The following is a 23,908-nucleotide window of genomic DNA, read 5'->3' as shown; positions in this document are numbered from 1 at the left end:
AGTCGGTTTTTTTACGTCCTGATTCAGACCTCCTTTCAAATGAATAGCCAACTCAAAATTCACACCTATTACCTTCTTCTGCACTTACACATTCGTTAAGTCATATATGTTTTTGACTTATCCGCTTCGAAGAGAGACACTACCTGCAACAATCAGGAGCGCAATATGTCATTTCTGTTACCCATCCAATTGTTCAAAATTCTTGCTGATGAAACCCGTCTGGGCATCGTTTTACTGCTTAGCGAACTGGGAGAGTTATGCGTCTGCGATCTCTGCACTGCCCTCGATCAGTCGCAGCCCAAGATATCCCGCCATCTGGCATTGCTGCGTGAAAGCGGGCTATTGCTGGACCGCAAGCAAGGTAAGTGGGTTCATTACCGCCTATCGCCGCATATTCCAGCATGGGCGGCGAAAATTATTGATGAGGCCTGGCGATGTGAACAGGAAAAGGTTCAGGCGATTGTCCGCAACCTGGCTCGACAAAATTGTTCCGTAGACAGTAAGAACATTTGCAGTTAAAAAATTTAGCTAAACACATATGGATTTTCGCATGTGTTTTATCCGGGAGGCATTATGTTACTGGCAGGCGCTATTTTTGTCCTGACCATCGTATTGGTTATCTGGCAGCCGAAAGGTTTAGGCATCGGCTGGAGTGCAACGCTGGGCGCAATACTGGCGTTAGTTACAGGCGTGGTCCATCCGGGCGATATTCCGGTGGTGTGGAATATCGTCTGGAATGCAACTGCCGCATTTATTGCCGTTATTATCATCAGTCTGCTGCTGGATGAGTCCGGCTTTTTCGAATGGGCGGCGCTGCACGTTTCACGCTGGGGCAATGGTCGTGGTCGCCTGCTGTTTACCTGGATTGTCCTGCTCGGTGCCGCCGTTGCAGCTCTGTTTGCCAATGATGGCGCGGCGCTTATTTTAACGCCGATTGTCATCGCCATGCTGCTGGCATTAGGTTTCAGTAAAGGCACTACGCTGGCGTTTGTGATGGCGGCCGGATTCATTGCCGATACCGCCAGCCTGCCGCTTATCGTCTCGAACCTGGTGAATATCGTTTCGGCAGATTTCTTTGGTCTTGGCTTTCGCGAATATGCTTCGGTAATGGTGCCGGTGGATATCGCCGCGATACTGGCTACCCTGGTGATGTTGCATCTCTATTTCCGCAAAGATATTCCGCAGAACTACGATATGGCGCTGCTGAAATCTCCCGCCGAAGCGATTAAAGATCCTGCTACGTTCAAAACTGGCTGGGTTGTTTTACTGCTTCTGCTGGTGGGATTTTTTGTCCTGGAACCACTCGGCATTCCGGTAAGCGCCATTGCGGCAGTGGGCGCGCTGATATTATTTGTCGTCGCTAAACGCGGTCATGCTATCAATACGGGTAAAGTGCTGCGCGGTGCACCCTGGCAGATTGTCATCTTCTCGCTAGGTATGTATCTGGTGGTTTATGGCCTGCGCAATGCGGGACTGACAGATTACCTTTCTGGCGTACTCAACGTACTGGCAGATAACGGCCTGTGGGCGGCGACGCTGGGCACCGGATTCCTGACCGCCTTCCTCTCTTCGATCATGAACAATATGCCTACGGTACTGGTTGGTGCGTTGTCTATTGATAGCAGCACGGCGTCTGGTGTGATCAAAGAAGCGATGGTTTACGCCAACGTTATTGGCTGCGATCTGGGGCCGAAAATTACACCTATTGGTAGCCTGGCAACGCTGCTCTGGCTGCACGTACTTTCGCAGAAGAATATGACGATTACCTGGGGATATTACTTCCGCACAGGAATTATCATGACCCTGCCGGTACTGTTTGTAACGCTGGTGGCGCTGGCGCTACGCCTCTCTTTCACTTTGTAATGAGATACTGATATGAGCAACATTACCATTTATCACAACCCGGCCTGCGGCACGTCGCGTAACACGCTGGAGATGATCCGCAACAGCGGTACAGAACCGACCATTATCTATTATCTGGAAACCCCACCGACTCGTGATGAGCTGGTAAAACTCATTGCTGATATGGGAATTTCTGTTCGCGCCCTGCTGCGTAAAAACGTTGAACCGTATGAGGAACTGGGTCTGGCAGAAGATAAATTTACTGACGATCGGTTAATCGACTTTATGTTGCAACACCCGATTCTGATTAACCGTCCAATCGTGGTAACGCGGCTGGGAACCCGTCTTTGCCGTCCTTCGGAAGTGGTGCTGGAGATCCTGCCAGATGCGCAAAAAGGCGCGTTCAGCAAGGAAGATGGCGAGAAAGTGGTTGATGATTCGGGTAAACGATTAAAATAAACAAAGGGGGCTGTGCCCCCAATCTCTGACGAACGCGTATCATTTCTTACCGGATGCATGATCGCGCAATTTCAGTAAATAGCGCTTCCTGCCCTCGCGGATAAATAGTTTCCATTTTAATAAATGGTTATCACCATAATGCTAATAATTAGTACTCCATGTAACATGAGAGAAAAAATAAACTCATTATAATAATTAAATAAAGAACTAATATTACAAGGAGGCGGATAATAACTTCATATGTCAATGCTATCCGGGACTAATGTTCAAGGATATAAATATCAGACAGGTTTACGTTACTATCAGGCATATCGCCTAAGAATCGGATGAAAACTATAAAGAAATATCTATTATGGTTTTAACATTTGTTGATAAGGATAGTAACATGAACAAGACAAAAGGTGCACTCATCTTCAGCCTTTCATTTTTTCTTGCCGCATGTAGTTCGATTCCGCAAAATATCAAAGGCAATAACCAACCTGATATTCAAAAAAGTTTTGTTGCTGTTCATAACCAACCAAATTTGTATGTTGGTCAACAGGCACGCTTTGGCGGTAAGGTTATCAACGTTATTAACGGCAAAACAGATACGTTGTTAGAAATCGCCGTATTACCGCTGGATAGCTATGCCAAACCTGAAATTGAAGCCAACTATCAGGGTCGCCTGCTCGCCAGACAAAATGGCTTCCTTGACCCAGTGAACTACCGCAATCACTTTGTTACCGTTCTCGGCACAATTCAGGGCGAACAACCTGGATTTATCAATAAAGTCCCGTATAACTTCGTTGACGTGAATGTACAAGGTATTCAGGTGTGGCATTTGAGAGAAGTGGTCAACACCACCTACAACCTGTGGGATTACGGCTACGGCGCATTCTGGCCTGAACCAGGCTGGGGCGCACCTTACTACACTAATGCGGTTAGCCAGGTAACACCAGAACTGGTGAAATGATTTAGTTTAAAGATGCAGATATTTTTCAAATATCTGCATCTTTAGTATGAATATTTATATATAACTATAATTATAATATCCTCTCTATTTATTACCTTTGGCACCTGATTATAAAGTTAATGTCCGCAACAGGAGTCGGTTATGTTTCTTATAATTACCAGGGATACAATGTTTTTCACCGCCATGAAAAATATTTTAAGTAAGGGTAATGTCGTTCATATACAGAACGAAGAAGAGATCGACTTAACATTGCATCAGAATGCCTTAGTGATTATTGACACGTTAATGAATAATGTCTTTCATTCTTCAATACTCAACAAAATTGAACATCTGAAGCCTGTTCATGTCATTGTTTTCTCACCGTTTAATATTAAACGTTGTCTGGGGAAAGTCCCGGTAACCTTTGTCCAGAGAAATATTACGATTATTGACTTTGTCGCGCTGCTTAATGGCAGTTACTGTTCTGTGCCAGAAGCGGATGTGTCACTCTCATGCAAACAACATCAGGTTCTGACCTGCATTGCTAATCAAATGACGACGGAAGATATTCTGGGGAAATTAAAAATTTCGCTGAAAACATTCTATTGCCATAAACACAATATTATGATGATTCTTAACCTTAAGCGGATCAACGAACTGGTACGTCATCAACATATTGATTATCTGGTCTGAACTCGCCAGCTGATATTTATAAAGAGGCCCGGCGACCGCCAGACCTCCGCACAATTACGCTTTACGCAGTAACACCTTCCTGCGTCAATGCCGCAATCTGTTTACGCCATTGCGCTTGCTCCTGTTCGCCTTCTGTACGTTGACCATAGAGCTGCGCAATCTGCGTACCATCATGGGCAAACAATTCCAGACTGGTCACATAACCGTCACTGGCGGGTTTACGAGTAACCCAGGTTTCAGCAATGCACTCCTCTAAAAGGTGAAGAGTAAACGTTGGGTTGAAAATATTCAGCCAGCCTTTCATCGGCACAACTTTTTCAACCACACCGGTGAAGATCTGTACGCAACCACGGTTGCCAACAAATACCATGATCTCATTAGCGTCTTGCTGGGCGGATTCCAGTATCTGCGCCAGCGCACTGTTGGGCACTTTGCAGGCCAAATCGTCTGCCACCAGATTAAACGCCTGCTGACGAGTCAGGTTGTGGCGCTTGAGCAACGTAAAAAACTGATGAACGTCGGTCATCGCCCGCCACTCTTGCTCGACCACACTGGCATCTACGTCGGTTTGTGCGGCAGTCGCATCAGCGGCTTTTAACTCAAGCTGCGTATTCTCTTCGACGATAAAATGCCCCAGAAGCTCGCTCCATGCCGCCATGTCAGTATTGTCGGTGGCATAAACTTTCAGTAACGCATCGCCCTGATGATCAAAGAACTGAATACTCTGGCGTTCGCCGCGAGCCGTGGTTTCTTTTATATGGAAAACACTGTCCCACTGATTGAGAAACAGTCGCAAATCCAGCGCGCGCGGGTTGAGTATTAATCCGGCATGACCGTTCAAATGCTGGTTCGTGAAAGCACCAATCTGCTCATGAACAGCATACTCGTTCCGGCAAATGCATTTGGTTTCGCCAACGCTTTCCAGTGCCGCCAGAATTTCACGAATATTGCCACGCATCCGCCACGCATCGTGCGTGACGCGGGCAAATGCCAGCTCTGCTTCGCTAATATTCATTAAACCTGCGATGTCACGCGCGTACTTTCCGGGATTTTGTTCTTTTAACTCAAGCCAGCGTGTGTAGTGGTTCATTGTCTCTCTTCCTTCCAGATAAACGCCCCGAAATATCGGGGCAGATGATTACCATTGATAACTCACGAAAATTTTTCCGTTACGACCATCCTGCGGGATACCCTGCGGCGACCAGTACTCTTTATCGAAGGCGTTGCCCAGTACCAGAGTGGTGGTCATGCCTTTGAGCGCCTGCTGTCCTTGATAACTAACGTAGAAATCATTCACGCCGTAGCCCGGTTGTTTACTGTAACTGCTGCTGACATGTGTTGAGCGATCGGCAAACGTACCGACCCAACCGACAGAGAAGCCGCTGTGGGCAATGGGAATATTCAGGGTGCTGGTAACAGTATCCGGGTTAATGCTGGAGATATATTCACCGGTATCGGTGTCTTTGCCACGGGTACGGTTATAGGCCACATCAAGGCTAAACAAATCAGTGGTATATTTCGTCATCACATCCCAACCCCAGATTTTGGCGTTCGGGACGTTATACGACATGGTCGTCGCCGCTGCGAAATCGACGGTAGTGGAGATGTAGTCCTTCGCTTTGGTATCAAAGTAGCTGGCTTTAAATTCCAGGGCATCATTGGACAACATCAGGTCATCAAAACGCAGCCCAAAGCCGTACTCCTGAGTTTCGTTGGTTTCCGGACGCAAATTCGGGTTCGGCACCCAATAGTTGGTATAGAAGCGACCAATCGAGAAGTGCTTAGAATCGTTATACATTTCGCCCATCGTCGGGGCGCGGAATGCCTGCGCATACGAGCCAAATAACATTAGCCAGTTGGTCGGGTTGATAGTCATCCCTGCACGAGACGACCATTTGTCGGCATCCACATCTTTGTAGCCGTCGCTGCTACCGCGATAGCTGTCATAGCGGGTTCCGCCAAGCAAGGTAATCGGCAGATCGCGTAAGGTTATCTCATCTTGCAGCCAGCCAGAGCTGAAATCGATTTTCGCTTGCGGGAAGCCCGTCGTCGCACCGCCAGGATGTTGTTCCTGACGATAATACTCACCGCCATATGTCAGCAGATGAGAGGCAAAACTATCGGCAAACAGAGTGGAACGGTTCTCCAGTTTGGCACCTTTTGTTGTCTGTTCACGATACTCGCCGGAACTCCCCGTGTTCTGCGCATTAATACGGACTTCCGACCAGTAAACTTTTGCATCGGCATTTAACCAGTCGTTGCCCAACGGGGCGAGTTTATAAGCAAGCTGCGCATCACGTTGAATCGTTGAGCGATCAACCATCGGGTTGCTGCTATCAGAAGCCTCAACGGTCTGCGGATTTTTTGGTTCACGCGCGTCGTTATTGTAATAACGCACTAACCCGCTCAGAGACTGGGCAGAATCAATTTGCCAGGTTCCTTTCGCCAGCATGTTGTTGATAGCCTCGTCATTCGGCGCGGTTTCACCATTGCTCTGGCGTAAATCACCACGATCGCGACTGGACCAGGCCACAATACCATCCAGATTTTCAGTTCGCCCAAAAGCACTGGCGCCCAGCCCCAGGCTATGGTCTCCCGTGCCGCCAGTGCCAAAGACACGAAAACCACTGCTTTGTCCTTCCTGCAATAAATCTTTTGCATCGACCGTATCGTAGGAGATAACCCCTCCCAGCGCGCCACTGCCATACAGTAATGCCGAAGGCCCACGGACAATCTCAACACGTTTGATCAGCGCCGGATCGAGAAAAGTACCATTCAGGTGTCCGGTATCAGTTCCCTGACGAACACCATCGACAAGAACCAGCACGCCGCGATGATCATAGCCACGCATATTCACATCCTGACCATTTGTGCGTCCCGTACCATCAAGAGTAATCCCAGGAACATGGCGCAGCAGATCGGTGGCTGAAGTGGCCGTTTGGTTTTCAGGGGCGGAAGTGTCGATAACGCTGACCATCATTGGCGCTTCGAAGGAACTGCGGGCATTCCCCGTTGCAGTAACAGTCATGGTTTCAGTAGCAAAAGCAATCGTCGGCAAGCTGGCGGAAACAGCCAAAGCCAACAAACTCAAGCGCAACGAGGTAAATTGCGGACGTGACATAGCGATTCTCCATGAGGAAAATAAAAAATGCTGGCTGCCTGGGTAAAAACCGGGGTGGCTGGCGAAAATAAATTTATTTACGATTCAAAGCGATAGTATTAGCCAGGTGAGTTAATTGGCGTTTATATCCCGTGAAATTACCTGGTATTTCTGACAATTGCGCAAATACACGCCCTCTTTATCAGGTCTGGTGGTACACCACGTCTGGAGTGAAGAGTGCAGTGCGTTATCCCTTACAAAAGTTATACTTTCATTATCCATATGATCATGTGTTGTTAAATACCAACTTGATAATGAGAATTATTATCGATAAATTTTTTATGATCAAGCTTTTTTTAACCGCTATTAACACACTAAACAGGGGGTTATAAAATCTGTTTATGTCTCATCAACCACAGACTCCTTGTCACAATTCGCCCCACCGTGCCGTAACGAATCTTTATCGTTAACTGCAATAATTTTGCTATCTCTTTGCCCTGCAACCCGCAACATTGCTGGTATTTCGCCTTTTCCCCGCCCTCAAATTTAGTCGGTAACAATAACATTAGCTGACGAATCATCTTGATAAAAATCAAAAATAAATACGCTTGTAACGCCTTGCGTATTGAATCGATGGTGGTATTTCATATATAACTCAAATGATAATCATGATCATTCTCAATTTGATAAGAGTTCTCATATGATGCCAAGGATCACCACCAGGCCGTGTCTTTTTTCCCCACTAACGTTATGTATTTCAACCGTGGCCTCTTCCGCGAAGACCACGGTAAAACATATCCCCATGAAAAAACTGTTTACCGCAGTACTGGCTCTTAGCTGGGCTTTTAGCGCAACGGCGACCGAACGTATCGTGGTTGCTGGAGGGTCACTGACGGAACTGATCTACGCGATGGGTGCTGGCAACCGCGTGGTTGGTGTCGATGAAACGACATCTTATCCACCAGAAACCGCCAAACTGCCGCATATTGGCTACTGGAAGCAACTGAGCAGTGAAGGCATTTTGTCACTTCGCCCGGATAGCGTAATTACCTGGCAGGATGCCGGGCCGCAAATTGTGCTCGACCAGCTACGGGCGCAGAAGGTCAACGTCGTCACCCTACCGCGTGTGCCCGCCACCCTTGAGCAGATGTACGCCAACATTCGCCAACTGGCGAAAACGTTACAGGTTCCTGAACAAGGCGACGCGCTGGTGACACAGATCAACCAACGCCTGGAGCGGGTACGGCAAAGCGTGGCGGCCAAAAAAGCTCCGGTTAAAGCGATGTTTATTCTCTCCGCAGGCGGCAGTGCGCCACAGGTTGCCGGTAAAGGCAGCGTCGCAGACGCCATTCTGTCGCTTGCCGGTGCAGAAAACGTCGCTACCCACCAGCAGTACAAAAGCTACAGCGCGGAATCGCTGATTGCGGCTAACCCTGAAGTGATTGTCGTCACCTCACAAATGGTCGATGGCGATATTAATCGGCTGCGTTCTATTGCCGGAATTACCCACACCGCCGCCTGGAAGAACCAGCGCATTATCACCGTTGATCAAAACCTGATTCTGGGAATGGGCCCGCGTATTGCTGATGTCGTTGAATCTTTACACCAGCAGCTTTGGCCGCAATAAACGGATTTAAATCAGACGTATGAACATGAAAAACACCCTGGATCTCACGCCACATTTTGCTTTAGACGGAGACCAGCCATTTAAAGACAGGCGCGCCATGATGCCGTTTCGTGGGGCCATTCCGGTCGCCAAAGAACAACTGGCACAAACCTGGCAAGAGATGATTGGTCAAACGACTTCACCTCGTAAACGACTGGTTTATCTGCATATTCCTTTTTGCGCGACACACTGCACGTTTTGTGGTTTTTATCAGAATCGTTTTAACGAAGATGCGTGCGCTCGTTACACCGATGCCCTGATTCGAGAAATCGAGCTGGAGGCAGACAGCGTATTGCATCAGTCCGCACCCATCCACGCGGTCTATTTCGGTGGCGGCACACCTTCCGCGCTCTCGGCGCGCGATTTGTCCAGAATCATCACCACACTACGAGAGAAATTACCGCTGGCACCCGATTGTGAAATCACCATTGAAGGCCGGGTACTGAATTTTGATGCTGATCGAATCGATGCTTGCCTTGACGCAGGAGCAAATCGTTTCTCGATTGGTATTCAGTCATTTAACAGCAAAATCCGCAAGAAAATGGCACGCACCTCTGATGGTCCGACCGCCATTGCGTTTATGGAAAGCCTGGTCAAACGCGACCGTGCTGCGGTGGTGTGCGACCTGCTGTTCGGCCTGCCAGGTCAGGATGCGCAAACCTGGGGAGAAGATCTGGCTATTGCCCGCGATATCGGTCTCGATGGCGTTGATCTCTATGCGCTCAATGTCCTGCCCAACACGCCGCTGGGCAAAGCCGTGGAAAACGGGCGCACTACCGTGCCCTCTCCGGCAGAACGTCGCGATCTCTATCTGCAAGGGTGTGACTTCATGGACGATGCCGGTTGGCGCTGCATCAGTAACAGCCACTGGGGTCGCACCACACGCGAACGTAATCTCTATAACCTGCTGATTAAACAGGGTGCCGATTGTCTGGCCTTTGGTTCCGGCGCTGGCGGTTCGGTTAATGGTTACTCCTGGATGAACGAACGTAATCTTCAGACCTGGCATGAATCCGTCGCGGCAGGCAAAAAACCGCTGATGATGATCATGCGTAACGCCGAACGTAACGCGCAGTGGCGTCATACCTTGCAGTCGGGCATTGAAACGGCGCGTGTACCACTGGACGAACTTACGCCACATGCCGAAAAACTCGCGCCGTTACTGGCTCAGTGGCACCAAAAAGGCTTAAGCCGCGATGCTTCAACTTGCCTGCGGCTGACCAATGAAGGTCGTTTCTGGGCAAGCAATATTTTGCAGTCTCTTAATGAACTGATTCAGGTACTTAATGCGCCAGCGATTGCGCTTGGAAAACCATAACAGGAGTGATTTATGAGCCATGTCTCGTTACAGGAATTTTTGAAAACGGAGCCAGACGGTACGCTGGAAGCGATCGCCGAACAATACAACACCACACTGCTGGAGGTAGTGAAAAATCTGCCCTCTCCGACGGTCGTGTCAGGCGATAAATTCGATACTGTCTGGGATACCGTCTGCGAATGGGGCAACGTCACCACGCTGGTGCATACTGCCGATGTGATCCTTGAATTTAGCGGAGAACTGCCTTCGGGTTTCCATCGTCACGGCTATTTCAACCTACGCGGAAAGCACGGCATGTCCGGGCATATCAAAGCAGAAAACTGCACACATATTGCCTTAATCGAACGTAAATTCATGGGCATGGACACTGCCTCTATTCTCTTTTTCAATAAGGAAGGCAGCGCCATGCTGAAAATCTTCCTCGGCAGGGATGACCATCGTCAACTCCTGAGCGAACAAGTCAGCGCCTTCCATGCTCTGGCGGCATCTCTGAAGGAACATGCCTGATGACGCCGTGGCTACTCTTTGGCGCAGGCGGAAAGGGAGTTGGAGCCAGAACACTTGCACTGGCGCTGGCGGAACAACGTCCGGTCGTTGCTGTCGTTCGCCGTACAGACGCTGCGGCTAAACTGGCACAACAAGGTGTGCAGGTTTTTACAGGCGACGCCTGTGATGCCAGCGTGGTCGCAGCGGCCTGCCGCGCGGCTGGCCCGGATGCGCTTGTAATCTCAACAATGGGTGGCGCACAGGATTATCTGGCGCACAGAACAGTGATTGATGAGGCCGAAAAGGCCGGTATCAAGCGCATGATTCTGGTGACCTCTTTGGGATGCGGAGATAGCTGGCCGTTTTTATCGGATCGCGCCAAAGCCGCGTTTGGTCAGGCGGTACGGGAAAAAACGCTGGCGGAAAGCTGGCTGCAAACCAGCCAACTTGATTACGCCATTCTCCGTCCAGGCGGTCTGCTTGATGGCGCAGCAACGGGTAAAGCGTTACGGATACAAAATCAGGAATGCCATGGTTTTGTCCGCCGTGCCGATGTCGCTGCACATATTGCTGAACTGGCCAGTCAGCCGACACTCAACAAGCAGATCTACAGTCTGATTGAACCAGATCTGAAACCAGCGTAATCCCCTCCCGGCGCGGAATATCCGCGCCGTAATGTCGTAATGGAGTTTTGCGTGCTCAAGGATTCATTTTCTTCCGCCAGTGTCTTTATGGGGCTATCACTATTATTGCTTGCTCTGGTGCTGTTCGGTGCCAGTCAGGGAGCGTTAAAGATCAGTTTTGATGCCCTTTTTGATGAGGAATACCGCGATATCTGGCTGAATATTCGCCTGCCTCGCGTTTTACTGGCAGTGCTGGTAGGCGCAGCGTTGGCAACCGCCGGGGTGATTATGCAGGGGCTTTTTCGCAACCCAATGGCTGACCCAGGATTACTTGGCGTCAGTAGCGGTTCTGCATTAATGGTTGGCGTTGCTATTGTGCTACCCTTCTCCTTCCCAGTGGTGCTAGTGCTCTATGAGCAAATGGTGTTTGCCATCGCCGGCAGTTTAGTGGTCTGTACCGTCATTTTTCTCATCACACAGCGCCATCGCGATGGCAGCATGATGCAATTGTTACTGGCCGGGATCGCCATCAATGCCCTGTGCGGTGCGGCGATCGGCATACTGAGCTATATCGGCGATGAACAGCAGCTACGACAACTGACATTATGGATGATGGGTAATCTCGGTCAGGCGCAATGGCCGACGTTATTGGTCGCCAGTTCATTCATTCTGCCAGCCATTATGGCAACAACCTGTCTCGCCGGAACGCTAAATTTACTCCAGCTTGGTGATGAAGAAGCCCATTACCTCGGCGTCAACGTAAAGCGTAAACGCCAGCAATTACTGTTGATTAGCTCACTGCTGGTTGGCGCTGCCGTATCGGTAAGCGGCATTATCGGCTTTATTGGCCTGGTGATCCCGCATCTGATTCGCATGACGACCGGGGCAAATCACCGCTGGTTAATCCCTTGCTCTGCCCTCGCCGGCGCCTGTTTATTGCTGATGGCAGACACGCTTGCCCGCACGCTGGTACAGCCAGCAGAAATGCCCGTGGGATTATTAACCAGTCTGCTTGGCGGCCCTTATTTTATGTGGTTGATTCTGCGTAACCGGAGGATCACATGATCAGCGCCAAAAACCTGGTTTATAGCCTTCATGGACGGCGTCTGACTGATAATGTCTCGCTGACTTTTCCCGGCGGAGAAATTGTTGCCATTCTCGGCCCTAATGGCGCGGGAAAATCCACGCTGCTTCGCCAGCTAACCGGCTACCTTCAACCTGATAGCGGCGAATGCCGGTTGTTTAATAAGCCATTAAATGAATGGTCAATCACCGAACTGGCGAAACACCGGGCCGTGATGCGTCAAAATAGCCACATGGCATTTCCATTCAGCGTACAGGAAGTTATCCAGATGGGGCGGCATCCGCATCGTACCGGCAATCAGAGTGGTGAAACGGTGCAGATTATGGCGTTATGCGACTGTCAGGCACTCGCTAACCGCGACTACCGGCAATTATCCGGCGGTGAACAACAGCGTGTGCAATTAGCGCGCCTGCTGGTGCAACTCTGGGAACCTGTCCCCTCACCGAAATGGTTATTTCTTGATGAACCGACGTCGGCGCTGGATATTCACCATCAACAACATCTGTTTCGTTTATTACGCCAGTTAGTTCGCGAACGGCAATTTAACGTCTGCTGCGTATTGCACGATCTTAATCTTGCAGCCCGTTATGCTGACCGTGTTGTTTTGATGCAAAAAGGAAAGGTTGTCGCAAATGGCAAACCGCAGGACGTATTGACACAACAGGCGCTGACAATGCTCTATGGCGCGGATATTACCGTGTTAAAAGATCCTGCCAACCACTCACCACTGATCGTCCTCGATCATTAAAACCAACAGGAGTACCGCTCTGGTACTCCTGCCGAATAAATAACGATACAGATTAGCTAATTGAAACGCCTTTCACCCCTGCCATACCTTTTAATAATCGCAACAGGTCTTCTATCGACGTCGTGGCATGAAGCTGGATATCAATGGAAACCACGTCATGATCTTCATTTTCCTGCAACGAAACTAAATCTGTTTTTATTTTCTGCTGCTTAAACCAGTCGAGCATTGATACCGTATTACCGTTCACTAACGTCAGCTGTAAATGGTAATTTTTGTTCATCAGGCGGAAGGTTAATTGATGGAAGACTTCCAGCACCAGCAAGGTCATCACGGAACCGTAAATCCCCAGTTCATACATGCCGCTACCAATCACCATACCAATGGCTGCCGTTACCCAAATATCCGCAGCGGTCGTTAAACCGACAATATTTTGATTGCGAACGAGGATGTTCCCCGCACCGATAAATCCGACGCCAGTGACGACCTGAGCGGCAATACGGCTGGGATCAAGCCCGACATGATCCAACGCCAGCACATCAGCAAAACCATATTTCGACACAATCATGAACAGCGCGCTGCCCATGCCAATCAAGACATGAGTACGTAAACCAGCACCCTTGCCGCGTATTTGCCTTTCTATGCCAATAGCACCACAAACAATTGCGGCCAGGATCAAACGAATAATAAATTCGGTAGTCATATAAAAACGCAAAAAGGAGCAGCAAGATGGCTCGGCTTGCTACTCCTTTTTGCTTTATTCCTGTTAATTCGGCAGGACATTTGCCAATTTATCTTTAAAGGTATACAAATTTTTCTGCGGATTTTTCTTACAATATTCAATCACTTTAGGGATCTGAGTCAGGTCAGTTTCATTTAAGGTTACAGTATCGCCACCTTTATAAACCGTTTCTTCATGCAGCATCCACCATGCAACAGGTGTCATCGCTTTCGGATTCAGGTCAATAAATTCCTGACAAGTCATATCTTTAGCCGATTCATTAGCTGCCAGTGCAGATTGCGCATTAACCAGTGACAGTGCCGCTACAGCGCCAACGAAAACAATGGCTTTACGTAGAGATGCAATATTCATTTTACAACCCATTCAATAAATAATTGATATATGAACAGGAGGATTACCTGCTTTATAAGCAAGATATTCCGGCCTGTTCAATATTTAAGGAAATACGATGTAACGCATTCCCGTAATTACATATCTTTCTTAATTTTGTCCCATTCGCCTTTAACTTTATCTTTAAAGCTGGCTTTTTTATCCTGGGTACAAGCCTGAACGATCGCAGGGGTTACGGTTGCAATACCCTGAACATCTAAAACCGCATCTTCCGGTTTGTCTTTATTATTCAGAGCTTCAGCAAAACCGACAGCAGTCGGCTGGAAGGATTCGTCTACAGCCAGGAAGTCTTCACAGGTCCAGGAGTTGACAGGTTTTTTATTGTCAGCTGCTTTTTGCGCATCGGCTGCATTGCTCACTACAGGTAGAAGAAGCAGCCCACCAAGAATAACGCCTAATACTTTTTTCATCGTAATATCCTCAACTATAAAGTGAAAGAGCCGTCACGAATCAATTTCGACATTGAGGTTATAACCTGGATTTCTGGGTATGTCATGTTGAGACAAAATATCAAAATCAGATATTTTTATTCTAATACAACAAGTTACACGGTCATCAAGCACGGTAATTAGGAAATTTTTATTAAATCAACTGCATTCTCAGATGCATTTTTGGCATAGATTGATAGCAGGGGTTTTCCTTCTTAAATTTATAGGGTGGTCCTATGTTATATATAGATAAGGCAACAATTTTGAAGTTTGATCTGGATATGCTTAAGAAGCATCGCAGAGCGATCCAGTTTATTGCAGTACTGCTGTTCATCGTCGGTTTACTGTGTATCAGTTTCCCGTTTGTTTCTGGTGATATTCTAAGCACGGTAGTTGGCGTATTATTAATCTGCTCGGGCATTGCACTTATTGTTGGATTATTCAGCAACCGCAGTCATAATTTCTGGCCTGTATTATCGGGGTTCCTCGTGGCAGTAGCCTATTTATTGATCGGCTATTTCTTTATCCGCGCACCGGAGCTAGGGATTTTCGCCATTGCAGCGTTTATTGCGGGTCTGTTCTGCGTCGCAGGGGTTATTCGCCTGATGAGCTGGTATCGTCAGCGTTCAATGAAAGGTAGCTGGCTACAACTCGTTATTGGTGTGCTGGATATCGTCATTGCCTGGATATTCCTTGGCGCAACACCGATGGTTTCTGTGACATTGGTATCTACCCTGGTAGGGATCGAACTCATATTTAGCGCCGCCAGCCTGTTCAGTTTTGCTAGTTTGTTCGTTAAAAAATAATAACTAGCCGACGTATCTCCGCTCTATTTTTTAGCCTGCCTCATAGTCACGCATAATGATTATGAGGTGGCTAATACCCACACCACCGCATAGCTACTTTGATAAAACACGTACTATCGTTGAAATAAATCGCGCACAGCGATTAAATCAACTATCTGAAATTTTTGTATTTTTTATTTATTTCACGGCGAATTAGCCATTTCAAACATTATCATGGCTGATATTTTTCGTTGTCAGGTTTAATGTTTTAGAAGTGCTGTGAGAAAGTGAACTGAAGGTTCCATAAACATCGATGCTATAGGTAGATAAACAAATATTACAGAGTTTATTTTTTCACTATCAATGCACTAAAAGAAAGCTGGCAATCCAATTGCCAGCTTAAATAGAAACAAGGAGACTCAATATTTAAATCGGATTACGCTTTAACTTTAGTAATATTCTTCAGAGATCACAAATGGATTATTTATAACTTATTCTTGGGTAGAAGTCCGCAGCGTGTTAATGTTTTGTTTATTAATTACAAATCAATAACAACCAGGAATCTTACCTAGGATCAATATATGGACCAGATGATGGCTAAATCTGAAGTTTTGATTAGTGTTAATAGACGTATTAGTTCACGAAGGGCAAGGTTCTTATAGGCGTTTACTATATTGAACACCATATTCGGACATGGATGTAAATAATGAAAAGGACAGCATGTTCGAAACGATAACGGCTAAGGAGCAAGTTATGATTTTTCTCATGACGAAGGATTCTTTTCTTTTACAGGGCTTTTTGCAGTTGAAAGATAATCACGAAATGATAAAAATCAATTCCCTGTCAGAGCTCAAAAGCATAGGCAACAAACCATTCAAGGTGATCATTGATACCTATCATAATCATATCCTTGATGAAGAAGCTATTAAGTTTCTTGAGAAATTAGATGCCGAAAGAATCATTGTTCTGGCACCTTATCACATCAGTAAACTGAAAAGTCAGTCGCCTATTTATTTTATCAGCCGCAAAGAAAGTATTAAAAACCTGATTGATATTACTTATGGAAAACACTTACCCCATAAGAATTCTCAATTATGTTTCTCGCATAATCAATTCAAAATTATGCAACTGATTCTGAAAAACAAAAATGAAAGTAATATCACATCAACACTAAATATTTCGCAGCAAACGTTAAAGATCCAGAAATTCAATATCATGTACAAGCTGAAACTGAGACGTATGAGCGACATCGTGACTCTGGGAATTTCTTCTTATTTTTAATAAGGCGCCGAAGTGACCCAGCGATAATTGTTTGAAATTAATGGCTGGCATGACGAGGGATGCAAATGCTGACTCCATTACTCCCGGTGATAACCCAAGGAGAAGCGAAAACGAACTTATTCCCCTGGTTTGTGTATCCACCAGTAGAAACCTTCGTTGCCCGGATGCAGACAGAGACTGTCGGCAGAACGGCAACATTTTTTTTGCCATTAAGATCACGATATTGGTCGCTCTGCCTACATGCTCTCTCACAGGCTTACAAGCTCATGACTTGCATTATGCCGCTGGTCTGTAAATCCCTCATACCTCTCCCCGCACGCAATTCAAAGAACCGTTATTTCTCACGAGTTTTCAGGGACTAAAATGAACAGAAAAAGAATACTGTTAATACCGTTGTTATTCTGCGGCGCGATACTCACCGCCTGCGATGACAAATCGACGGAAAATGCCGCCGCGATGACACCTGAAGTGGGTGTGGTGACACTCTCTCCCGGTTCGGTCAATGTGATGAGCGAACTGCCCGGCAGAACTGTTCCTTATGAAGTTGCCGAGATACGCCCCCAGGTAGGCGGCATTATCATTAAACGCAACTTTATCGAAGGCGATAAAGTTAACCAGGGCGACTCGCTGTATCAGATTGATCCTGCACCTTTACAGGCAGAGCTGAACTCCGCCAAAGGTTCGCTGGCGAAAGCTCTCTCCACCGCCAGCAATGCCCGCATCACCTTTAACCGCCAGGCATCGTTGCTGAAGACCAACTACGTTAGCCGTCAGGATTACGACACCGCGCGCACCCAACTGAATGAAGCAGAAGCCAACGTCACCGTCGCCAAAGCGGCTGTTGAGCAGGCGACGATCAATCTGCAATACGCAAATGTCACCTCGCCGATTACGGGCGTCAGCGGAAAATCGTCGGTGACCGTCGGCGCATTAGTTACCGCTAATCAAGCTGATTCCCTGGTTACCGTGCAGCGTCTTGACCCGATTTATGTCGATCTCACCCAGTCAGTGCAAGATTTTTTGCGCATGAAAGAGGAAGTCGCCAGTGGGCAGATCAAACAGGTTCAGGGCAGTACGCCTGTGCAGCTTAATCTGGAAAATGGCAAACGTTACAGCCAGACCGGCACGCTGAAATTTTCCGACCCGACGGTAGATGAAACCACGGGTTCCGTCACGTTGCGTGCGATTTTCCCCAATCCAAATGGTGACTTACTGCCAGGCATGTACGTCACAGCATTAGTGGATGAAGGTAGCCGCCAGAATGTGTTACTGGTGCCGCAGGAAGGTGTTACCCACAACGCTCAGGGTAAAGCGACGGCGCTCATTCTGGATAAAGACGATGTCGTGCAGTTACGCGAAATTGACGCGACCAAAGCTATCGGAAACCAGTGGGTTGTTACCTCTGGCCTGCAAGCTGGCGATCGGGTGATCGTTTCCGGTTTGCAACGCATACATCCGGGTATCAAGGCACGCGCAATTTCCTCCAGCCAGGAAAACGCCAGCACCGAATCGAAACAATAACGTTGCAGGCTTAAGGGGACTTTCATGGCTAACTATTTTATTGATCGCCCGGTTTTTGCCTGGGTACTTGCCATTATTTTGATGCTCGCAGGCGGTCTGGCGATCATGAACTTACCGGTTGCGCAGTATCCGCAGATTGCGCCGCCGACTATCACCGTCAGCGCCACCTATCCGGGCGCTGATGCGCAAACGGTAGAAGACTCAGTCACTCAGGTGATTGAGCAAAATATGAATGGGCTTGATGGCCTGATGTATATGTCATCAACCAGCGATGCAGCAGGTAATGCATCCATCACCCTGACCTTTGAGACGGGAACATCGCCCGATATCGCGCAGGTTCAGGTACAAAATAAACTGCAACTCGCCATGCCATCGCTCCCCGAAGCGGTACAGCAACAAGGAATTAGCGTCAATAAATCGAGCAGCAATATCCTGATGGTGGCGGCGTTTATCTCTGATAACGGCAGCCTCAACCAGTACGACATCGCGGACTATGTGGCTTCTAATATTAAAGATCCACTCAGCCGTACCGCAGGTGTCGGTAGCGTACAGCTCTTTGGTTCAGAGTACGCCATGCGTATCTGGCTGGACCCGCAAAAACTCAATAAATACAATCTCGTTCCTTCTGATGTTATTTCCCAAATCAAAGTACAAAACAACCAGATTTCCGGCGGTCAACTGGGGGGGATGCCACAGGCGGCAGACCAGCAACTGAATGCCTCAATCATTGTGCAGACGCGCCTACAAACGCCGGAAGAATTTGGCAAAATCCTGCTGAAAGTTCAGCAAGATGGTTCGCAAGTATTGCTGCGCGACGTTGCTCGCGTCGAGCTGGGGGCGGAAGATTATTCCACCGTGGCGCGCTATAACGGCAAACCTGCCGCCGGTATCGCCATCAAACTGGCTACCGGGGCAAACGCGCTCGATACCTCGCGGGCAGTAAAAGCAGAACTCAACCGCTTATCAGCCTATTTCCCCGCCAGCCTGAAGACGGTTTATCCTTACGACACTACGCCGTTTATCCAAATTTCAATTCAGGAAGTTTTCAAAACGCTGGTTGAGGCGATCATCCTCGTCTTCCTGGTCATGTATCTGTTTTTACAAAACATTCGCGCTACGATTATCCCGACTATCGCCGTGCCGGTGGTTATTCTCGGTACGTTCGCGATTTTGTCGGCGGTCGGTTTTACCATCAACACCCTCACCATGTTCGGGATGGTGTTAGCTATAGGGCTTCTGGTGGATGACGCCATCGTGGTGGTGGAAAACATCGAGCGCGTGATAGCGGAAGATAAACTGCCGCCGCAGGAAGCGACGCATAAATCGATGGGGCAAATCCAGCGTGCGTTGGTCGGGATTGCCGTTGTTCTGTCCGCCGTGTTTATGCCAATGGCCTTTATGAGCGGCGCGACCGGGGAAATTTATCGCCAGTTCTCCATTACGCTGATTTCCTCCATGTTGCTTTCGGTGTTTGTGGCGATGAGCCTGACCCCGGCACTTTGCGCCACCATTCTGAAAGCCGCACCGGAAGGGGGTCACAAACCGAACGCCTTGTTCGAACGCTTCAACCATCTGTTTGAAAAATCGACTCAGCACTATACCGACAGCACCCGCTCACTGCTGCGTTGCACTGGTCGCTATATGGTGGTTTACCTACTGATTTGTGCCGGGATGGCGGTACTGTTCCTGCGGACACCGACCTCTTTCTTACCGGAAGAGGATCAGGGGGTCTTTATGACCACCGCGCAGTTACCGTCAGGTTCCACCATGGTTAACACCACGAAAGTGCTGCAACAGGTGACTGATTACTATCTGACCAAAGAGAAAAATAATGTCCAGTCGGTGTTTACCGTTGGCGGCTTTGGCTTCAGCGGTCAGGGGCAAAACAACGGTCTGGCGTTTATCAGCCTCAAGCCGTGGTCTGAACGCGTCGGCGAAGAAAACTCGGTGACCGCAATCATTCAGCGGGCAATGGTGGCTCTGAGCAGTATCAATAAAGCGATGATTTTCCCGTTCAACTTACCTGCGGTAGCGGAGCTGGGTACAGCATCAGGTTTTGATATGGAACTACTGGACAACGGCAACCTGGGGCACGAAAAGCTGACCCAGGCGAGAAACGAGTTGTTGTCGCTGGCAGCACAATCACCCGATCAGGTAACAGCGGTTCGCCCGAACGGCCTGGAAGATACGCCGATGTTCAAAGTGAACGTCAACGCCGCGAAAGCCGAAGCGATGGGCGTGGAACTGTCTGATATCAACCAGACCCTCTCTACCGCCTTCGGCAGTAGCTACGTCAACGACTTCCTCAATCAGGGGCGTGTGAAAAAAGTGTATGTCCAGGCTGGAACTCCCTTCCGTATGCTGCCAGACAACATCAACCAATGGTATGTACGCAACGCCTCTGGCACGATGGCTCCGCTTTCTGCATATTCTTCAACAGAATGGACCTACGGTTCGCCGCGACTGGAACGTTACAACGGCATTCCGTCGATGGAGATTTTAGGGGAAGCCGCTGCCGGGAAAAGTACCGGTGACGCGATGAAATTTATGGCGGATCTGGTCGCTAAACTTCCGGCGGGCGTCGGCTACTCCTGGACCGGGCTGTCATATCAGGAAGCGTTATCATCCAACCAGGCTCCCGCACTGTATGCCATTTCACTGGTCGTGGTGTTCCTCGCCCTCGCCGCGCTGTATGAAAGCTGGTCAATTCCGTTCTCGGTGATGTTAGTTGTACCGTTGGGTGTCATTGGTGCATTACTGGCAACTGACCTGCGCGGCTTAAGCAATGACGTCTACTTCCAGGTCGGGTTGCTGACCACCATCGGGCTTTCCGCCAAGAACGCCATCCTGATCGTCGAATTTGCGGTTGAGATGATGCAGAAAGAAGGGAAGACGCCGGTAGAAGCGATTATCGAAGCGGCGCGGATGCGTTTACGCCCAATCCTCATGACCTCTCTGGCCTTTATTCTTGGCGTACTGCCGCTGGTTATCAGTCATGGCGCAGGTTCCGGCGCACAAAACGCGGTAGGTACAGGCGTTATGGGGGGGATGTTTGCAGCAACTGTGCTGGCAATTTACTTCGTTCCCGTCTTTTTTGTCGTTGTGGAACATCTCTTTGCCCGCTTTAAAAAAGCGTAACGTATGAATGAGAGTAAGGTTGAACATGAGCGTTCGGCCTTACTCTTTCCTCGCAACCACTCACTACTCAACAACCAGCTAATCGTGAGGAATACCAGACTTAACAAACAGCAGTGAAAGTAGAAACCACTCCAGCCATTGGTCATCAATTTGAACAGCACAATACAGACCAGCATTCCCGTAATTATATGAATTGTTAGCTTAATAATCCCAAACATGCTGCGTCTTTTCCTCCTGAAAATACTAATACCCGTTTGCGAACTGCCAAAGAGAACTTGCCGTTGGTTCCGGCAGAGATAATCAGGAAAGAGTTTTACATGCAGCGAGTGTGAGATCCTGACCAATACCCAAAATCAGGAGAAGGTTCCCGGCGAATGCTGTGCAAACTGATGTGGTGTGATGCCATAATATTGTCGAAATGTATTTATAAAGTACGACGTACTGCTATACCCACATTTTTCAGCAATGGTATGTAGAGGAACTTGCCGTAACTCAAGTAGTCTTCTGGCCATCGACATCCTCGAGGCGAGTAATATTTTACTGAAGCAAGTATTTTCTTCCTGCAACTTTTTTTTGATTAAGCTCTCACTGGTATACATTGTTTCTGCGATATCACGCAGATACCAACGCCTGGCTATATCAAAGCTAATAATACGTTCAACTTTCCCCGAGACAGTGCTGATACTGTTAAAAAGTAAGGGTATAAGCTCTTTCTTATGAGAAAACATTGATAAGCAGGAAAGATAGAGCATATTGCTCAATATCGGAGAATTTACAGCGGATTTAGCAAAACTATCAAAAATCGCTATCACCAGAGGCATGGGCGGCTCTGGGTTAATTAATAAACGATTTTTGTTATGTAGCCCCAAATTATGTGGTGCCTGACGAATATTTTGTAAGTAATGACAAACCGTCAGCTCATCGATATCCAGACGTCGCGTATCATGTGAACAAAACGAAAAATCGTCTGCCAAATTTTTCTCCAGTAGTAGAATACTCTCTTTGTTCAACGATATTTTTTGCTGTTCATGATAAATATCGAACGAACGGCAGGCGAGGATCACCGAGCAAACATGAGCCATGACTATCCCTTATATTCCATTACTGCGATTATTTCAATTTCAGTATACTGATGAAATGATGCCTGACTGTTCCTCAGGGCTAAAACTGCCATATTTAGTAGGATCATAATTTACCTATTACGCAAATTTGCATAACAGTTAATTGGAAGTAAGTAAATACAATAAAATTATATTTTTAAAAATCGTATAGCCTATGTTTATAAAAATTTGGCTGATCTTATCTCCAGCAAACGTTATATTTAACTTACTGAGAGCACAAAAGTTTCCCGTGCCAACAGGGAGTGTTATAACGGTTTATTAGTCTGGAGACGGCAGACTATCCTCTTCCCGGTCCCCTATGCCGGGTTTTTTTTATGTTCGGGCAGACTTTGTAATCTTATTCTTACAGCCGAACTATAAAATTTTCCTCTGTAACAAGCCTTGTCATTGAGTCGCCATTGAACCTTCCTTGTGCTATTTGTTCCTGATACTCTGTGGGTGTCATCCCATAATAATTTCGAAAAACGTAAATAAAATATGACATGCTGTTATAGCCACAGGACATTGCTACACGTTTTATTGGAATACCAGGCATTACAACAAGTTGTAATGCACGCTGCATTCTACATTCGGTGAGCAGTTGTGAATAAGACGTATCTTCTTCACGCAATTTTTTCTTTAACAGACTCTGACTCATCAGTAACTCGTTGGCGATCTGTGATAATGTCCATTGATGAGCGATATTATTGTTGATAACTGTACAAACTCGCGTGCGCATATTGGGATGTAATATGTTCACAAGTAGCGGTATAAACTGCTCATCCTCAAGAAAAACTGACAATAATGCAAATATTAATGCTCTTTTGCGCAATACCTCACCATAGCGGAGATTATGTTGCTGCGAGAGTTGTGCAACTTCCTGAAAAACTGGAATTTCTTTGGCGCAGTGGTGAATAATTAACGAAGGTGCTTTTTTATGAGCATGGAAAATTAATGCCTCCTCCTTGAGCATCTGGAGAAATAATGAAAGCGTTTCCTTCGTGACAAATACTAAATTTTCTAAGGAGTTAGAAACTAAAACCTGACTTGCATCCGCGCAGACCAAATCACCGCCATTCAAATAGCGATATTCACCATTAGCCACGGTGAGAATATATTTATGTGTTGCGTACGCAATGAGACAAGTGCCATGTTGTGATTGCATAGTTGACTTAATATAACATAAACATATTACTGTTTATTAATGTAGCACGCATTATATCTAAGTCAAATTTACTGGCGTATAAATTTAAACGAAGCGGTAAGAAAAAGGATAATGAGTGGAATAAATTGCGCAGTATTATGGTATTTATAATACAAAAATGCATAGATAAAAATGCAAGATAATGAATACCAGGCGAATAATACCTTAAGGTGATATTTCACTTATACCATTATAATTTATAAACATTCATACTTTATACAACTTAATAACAATATGAATATAAACCAATATTTCCGGGTTATATTCTGACCGAACTCTCAGCCCCGGCTTGCCAGCCGGGGCTGAGGTCCCTTATAGCATCCTGTTATCAGGTATGTTTAAAGCTATTTTGATGAGCAATACCCTGCAATT

Annotated in this window: 22 protein-coding genes; 15 read left to right on the top strand and 7 right to left on the bottom strand. The window is 47.3% G+C overall.

Going from position 1 to position 23,908, the window contains the following annotated elements:
- The first annotated feature begins 165 nt into the window (after window positions 1–165).
- The 5 genes from arsR (at window position 166) to A7589_RS19970 (ending at window position 3,925) form a co-directional block, all read left to right on the top strand.
- Window positions 166–519 carry an As(III)-sensing metalloregulatory transcriptional repressor ArsR gene (arsR, locus tag A7589_RS19995; protein WP_000008959.1) on the top strand — a complete coding sequence of 118 codons (354 nt, stop codon included), beginning with the start codon at window positions 166–168 and terminating at the stop codon, window positions 517–519.
- A gap of 54 nt (window positions 520–573) precedes the next feature.
- Window positions 574–1,863 carry an arsenite/antimonite:H(+) antiporter ArsB gene (gene arsB / locus A7589_RS19990; protein ID WP_010357270.1) on the top strand — a complete coding sequence of 430 codons (1,290 nt, stop codon included), beginning with the start codon at window positions 574–576 and terminating at the stop codon, window positions 1,861–1,863.
- A gap of 12 nt (window positions 1,864–1,875) precedes the next feature.
- On the top strand, window positions 1,876–2,301 hold the full coding sequence (gene arsC / locus A7589_RS19985; protein ID WP_000065789.1) for a glutaredoxin-dependent arsenate reductase: 426 nt from the start codon (window positions 1,876–1,878) through the stop codon (window positions 2,299–2,301).
- Between the two features lie 385 nt (window positions 2,302–2,686).
- Window positions 2,687–3,253: an outer membrane lipoprotein Slp gene (slp, locus tag A7589_RS19980; RefSeq protein WP_001044202.1), complete on the top strand. Its 567-nt coding sequence runs from the start codon at window positions 2,687–2,689 to the stop codon at window positions 3,251–3,253.
- 141 nt (window positions 3,254–3,394) lie between these two features.
- Entirely contained in the window at window positions 3,395–3,925 is a 531-nt protein-coding gene (locus A7589_RS19970) for a helix-turn-helix domain-containing protein (RefSeq protein ID WP_000478613.1), read from the top strand.
- Between the two features lie 61 nt (window positions 3,926–3,986).
- Here the strand turns inward: A7589_RS19970 and chuS are convergent, their stop codons facing one another.
- Together chuS and chuA are read right to left on the bottom strand one after the other, a co-directional pair.
- The gene (gene chuS / locus A7589_RS19965) at window positions 3,987–5,015 is read right to left on the bottom strand and encodes a hematinate-forming heme oxygenase ChuS (RefSeq protein ID WP_001017204.1); all 1,029 of its coding nucleotides are present in this window, start codon (window positions 5,013–5,015) and stop codon (window positions 3,987–3,989) included.
- Between the two features lie 48 nt (window positions 5,016–5,063).
- Complete coding sequence (gene chuA, locus A7589_RS19960) at window positions 5,064–6,953, bottom strand: TonB-dependent heme/hemoglobin receptor ChuA/ShuA (protein ID WP_309245441.1); 1,890 nt, start codon at window positions 6,951–6,953, stop codon at window positions 5,064–5,066.
- 775 nt (window positions 6,954–7,728) lie between these two features.
- Here chuA and shuT point away from each other — a divergent pair.
- From shuT to A7589_RS19925, 6 genes are read left to right on the top strand one after another with little or no spacing between them, the layout of a single operon-like run.
- Window positions 7,729–8,652 (top strand): heme ABC transporter substrate-binding protein ShuT, encoded by a 924-nt coding sequence (gene shuT, locus A7589_RS19950; protein ID WP_024257436.1) that lies wholly within the window; start codon window positions 7,729–7,731, stop codon window positions 8,650–8,652.
- A gap of 19 nt (window positions 8,653–8,671) precedes the next feature.
- Entirely contained in the window at window positions 8,672–10,009 is a 1,338-nt protein-coding gene (gene hutW / locus A7589_RS19945; protein ID WP_001056418.1) for a heme anaerobic degradation radical SAM methyltransferase ChuW/HutW, read from the top strand.
- Window positions 10,010–10,021: 12 nt separating this feature from the next.
- Entirely contained in the window at window positions 10,022–10,516 is a 495-nt protein-coding gene (gene hutX, locus A7589_RS19940) for a heme utilization cystosolic carrier protein HutX (protein WP_000020032.1), read from the top strand.
- A complete protein-coding gene (gene chuY / locus A7589_RS19935) occupies window positions 10,516–11,139 on the top strand; it encodes an anaerobilin reductase (RefSeq protein ID WP_000189340.1) in 624 nt (207 codons plus the stop codon). The genes hutX and chuY overlap by 1 nt, the downstream gene beginning before the upstream one ends.
- 51 nt (window positions 11,140–11,190) lie before the next feature.
- The gene (gene shuU / locus A7589_RS19930) at window positions 11,191–12,183 is read left to right on the top strand and encodes a heme ABC transporter permease ShuU/ChuU (protein WP_000910395.1); all 993 of its coding nucleotides are present in this window, start codon (window positions 11,191–11,193) and stop codon (window positions 12,181–12,183) included.
- Window positions 12,180–12,950: a heme ABC transporter ATP-binding protein gene (locus tag A7589_RS19925; protein ID WP_000622220.1), complete on the top strand. Its 771-nt coding sequence runs from the start codon at window positions 12,180–12,182 to the stop codon at window positions 12,948–12,950. The genes shuU and A7589_RS19925 overlap by 4 nt, the downstream gene beginning before the upstream one ends.
- A 52-nt stretch (window positions 12,951–13,002) precedes the next feature.
- Here A7589_RS19925 and A7589_RS19920 read toward each other — a convergent pair whose 3' ends face one another.
- The 3 genes from A7589_RS19920 to hdeA all read right to left on the bottom strand — a co-directional run bounded on the left by A7589_RS19920 (window position 13,003) and on the right by hdeA (window position 14,489).
- Window positions 13,003–13,650 carry an MgtC/SapB family protein gene (locus A7589_RS19920; RefSeq protein ID WP_016231541.1) on the bottom strand — a complete coding sequence of 216 codons (648 nt, stop codon included), beginning with the start codon at window positions 13,648–13,650 and terminating at the stop codon, window positions 13,003–13,005.
- A gap of 63 nt (window positions 13,651–13,713) precedes the next feature.
- The gene (gene hdeB / locus A7589_RS19915) at window positions 13,714–14,040 is read right to left on the bottom strand and encodes an acid-activated periplasmic chaperone HdeB (RefSeq protein ID WP_016158878.1); all 327 of its coding nucleotides are present in this window, start codon (window positions 14,038–14,040) and stop codon (window positions 13,714–13,716) included.
- Between the two features lie 116 nt (window positions 14,041–14,156).
- On the bottom strand, window positions 14,157–14,489 hold the full coding sequence (hdeA, locus tag A7589_RS19910; protein ID WP_000756548.1) for an acid-activated periplasmic chaperone HdeA: 333 nt from the start codon (window positions 14,487–14,489) through the stop codon (window positions 14,157–14,159).
- 254 nt (window positions 14,490–14,743) lie between these two features.
- On the opposite strand from hdeA, the gene hdeD reads away from it, so the two are divergent.
- From hdeD to mdtF, 4 genes are all read left to right on the top strand, one after another.
- Entirely contained in the window at window positions 14,744–15,313 is a 570-nt protein-coding gene (gene hdeD / locus A7589_RS19905; RefSeq protein WP_000965661.1) for an acid-resistance protein HdeD, read from the top strand.
- A 732-nt stretch (window positions 15,314–16,045) separates the two neighbouring features.
- Window positions 16,046–16,573: an acid resistance transcriptional activator GadE gene (gene gadE / locus A7589_RS19900; RefSeq protein ID WP_000576683.1), complete on the top strand. Its 528-nt coding sequence runs from the start codon at window positions 16,046–16,048 to the stop codon at window positions 16,571–16,573.
- Between the two features lie 411 nt (window positions 16,574–16,984).
- Window positions 16,985–18,094 (top strand): multidrug transporter subunit MdtE, encoded by a 1,110-nt coding sequence (mdtE, locus tag A7589_RS19890; RefSeq protein WP_309246982.1) that lies wholly within the window; start codon window positions 16,985–16,987, stop codon window positions 18,092–18,094.
- 24 nt (window positions 18,095–18,118) lie between these two features.
- Entirely contained in the window at window positions 18,119–21,232 is a 3,114-nt protein-coding gene (mdtF, locus tag A7589_RS19885) for a multidrug efflux pump RND permease MdtF (RefSeq protein ID WP_108188977.1), read from the top strand.
- A gap of 353 nt (window positions 21,233–21,585) precedes the next feature.
- Here the strand turns inward: mdtF and gadW are convergent, their stop codons facing one another.
- Together gadW and gadX are read right to left on the bottom strand one after the other, a co-directional pair.
- A complete protein-coding gene (gene gadW / locus A7589_RS19875) occupies window positions 21,586–22,314 on the bottom strand; it encodes an acid resistance transcriptional activator GadW (RefSeq protein ID WP_000951546.1) in 729 nt (242 codons plus the stop codon).
- A gap of 382 nt (window positions 22,315–22,696) precedes the next feature.
- Entirely contained in the window at window positions 22,697–23,497 is an 801-nt protein-coding gene (gadX, locus tag A7589_RS19870; protein WP_001191771.1) for a DNA-binding transcriptional regulator GadX, read from the bottom strand.
- Window positions 23,498–23,908 lie beyond the last annotated feature (411 nt).

This window comes from Escherichia sp. MOD1-EC6475 (assembly GCF_003046645.1).
GTDB classification, from domain to species: Bacteria; Pseudomonadota; Gammaproteobacteria; order Enterobacterales; family Enterobacteriaceae; genus Escherichia; species Escherichia ruysiae.
Note: the sequence above shows the minus strand (reverse complement) of the source record. Positions and strands in the feature narration are given on the sequence as shown.

Bases quoted from the DNA above. Each gene is read 5' to 3' on its own strand.
- A7589_RS19920 (WP_016231541.1), bottom strand. From the start codon at position 13,650: ATGACTACCGAATTTATTATTCGTTTGATCCTGGCCGCAATTGTTTGT.
- hutW (WP_001056418.1), top strand. From the start codon at position 8,672: ATGAACATGAAAAACACCCTGGATCTCACGCCACATTTTGCTTTAGAC.
- gadW (WP_000951546.1), bottom strand. From the start codon at position 22,314: ATGGCTCATGTTTGCTCGGTGATCCTCGCCTGCCGTTCGTTCGATATT.
- arsC (WP_000065789.1), top strand. From the start codon at position 1,876: ATGAGCAACATTACCATTTATCACAACCCGGCCTGCGGCACGTCGCGT.
- A7589_RS19925 (WP_000622220.1), top strand. From the start codon at position 12,180: ATGATCAGCGCCAAAAACCTGGTTTATAGCCTTCATGGACGGCGTCTG.
- arsR (WP_000008959.1), top strand. From the start codon at position 166: ATGTCATTTCTGTTACCCATCCAATTGTTCAAAATTCTTGCTGATGAA.
- gadE (WP_000576683.1), top strand. From the start codon at position 16,046: ATGATTTTTCTCATGACGAAGGATTCTTTTCTTTTACAGGGCTTTTTG.
- shuT (WP_024257436.1), top strand. From the start codon at position 7,729: ATGCCAAGGATCACCACCAGGCCGTGTCTTTTTTCCCCACTAACGTTA.
- hdeD (WP_000965661.1), top strand. From the start codon at position 14,744: ATGTTATATATAGATAAGGCAACAATTTTGAAGTTTGATCTGGATATG.
- gadX (WP_001191771.1), bottom strand. From the start codon at position 23,497: ATGCAATCACAACATGGCACTTGTCTCATTGCGTACGCAACACATAAA.
- slp (WP_001044202.1), top strand. From the start codon at position 2,687: ATGAACAAGACAAAAGGTGCACTCATCTTCAGCCTTTCATTTTTTCTT.
- A7589_RS19970 (WP_000478613.1), top strand. From the start codon at position 3,395: ATGTTTCTTATAATTACCAGGGATACAATGTTTTTCACCGCCATGAAA.
- hutX (WP_000020032.1), top strand. From the start codon at position 10,022: ATGAGCCATGTCTCGTTACAGGAATTTTTGAAAACGGAGCCAGACGGT.
- chuS (WP_001017204.1), bottom strand. From the start codon at position 5,015: ATGAACCACTACACACGCTGGCTTGAGTTAAAAGAACAAAATCCCGGA.
- hdeB (WP_016158878.1), bottom strand. From the start codon at position 14,040: ATGAATATTGCATCTCTACGTAAAGCCATTGTTTTCGTTGGCGCTGTA.
- chuA (WP_309245441.1), bottom strand. From the start codon at position 6,953: ATGACTGTTACTGCAACGGGGAATGCCCGCAGTTCCTTCGAAGCGCCA.
- mdtF (WP_108188977.1), top strand. From the start codon at position 18,119: ATGGCTAACTATTTTATTGATCGCCCGGTTTTTGCCTGGGTACTTGCC.
- hdeA (WP_000756548.1), bottom strand. From the start codon at position 14,489: ATGAAAAAAGTATTAGGCGTTATTCTTGGTGGGCTGCTTCTTCTACCT.
- arsB (WP_010357270.1), top strand. From the start codon at position 574: ATGTTACTGGCAGGCGCTATTTTTGTCCTGACCATCGTATTGGTTATC.
- chuY (WP_000189340.1), top strand. From the start codon at position 10,516: ATGACGCCGTGGCTACTCTTTGGCGCAGGCGGAAAGGGAGTTGGAGCC.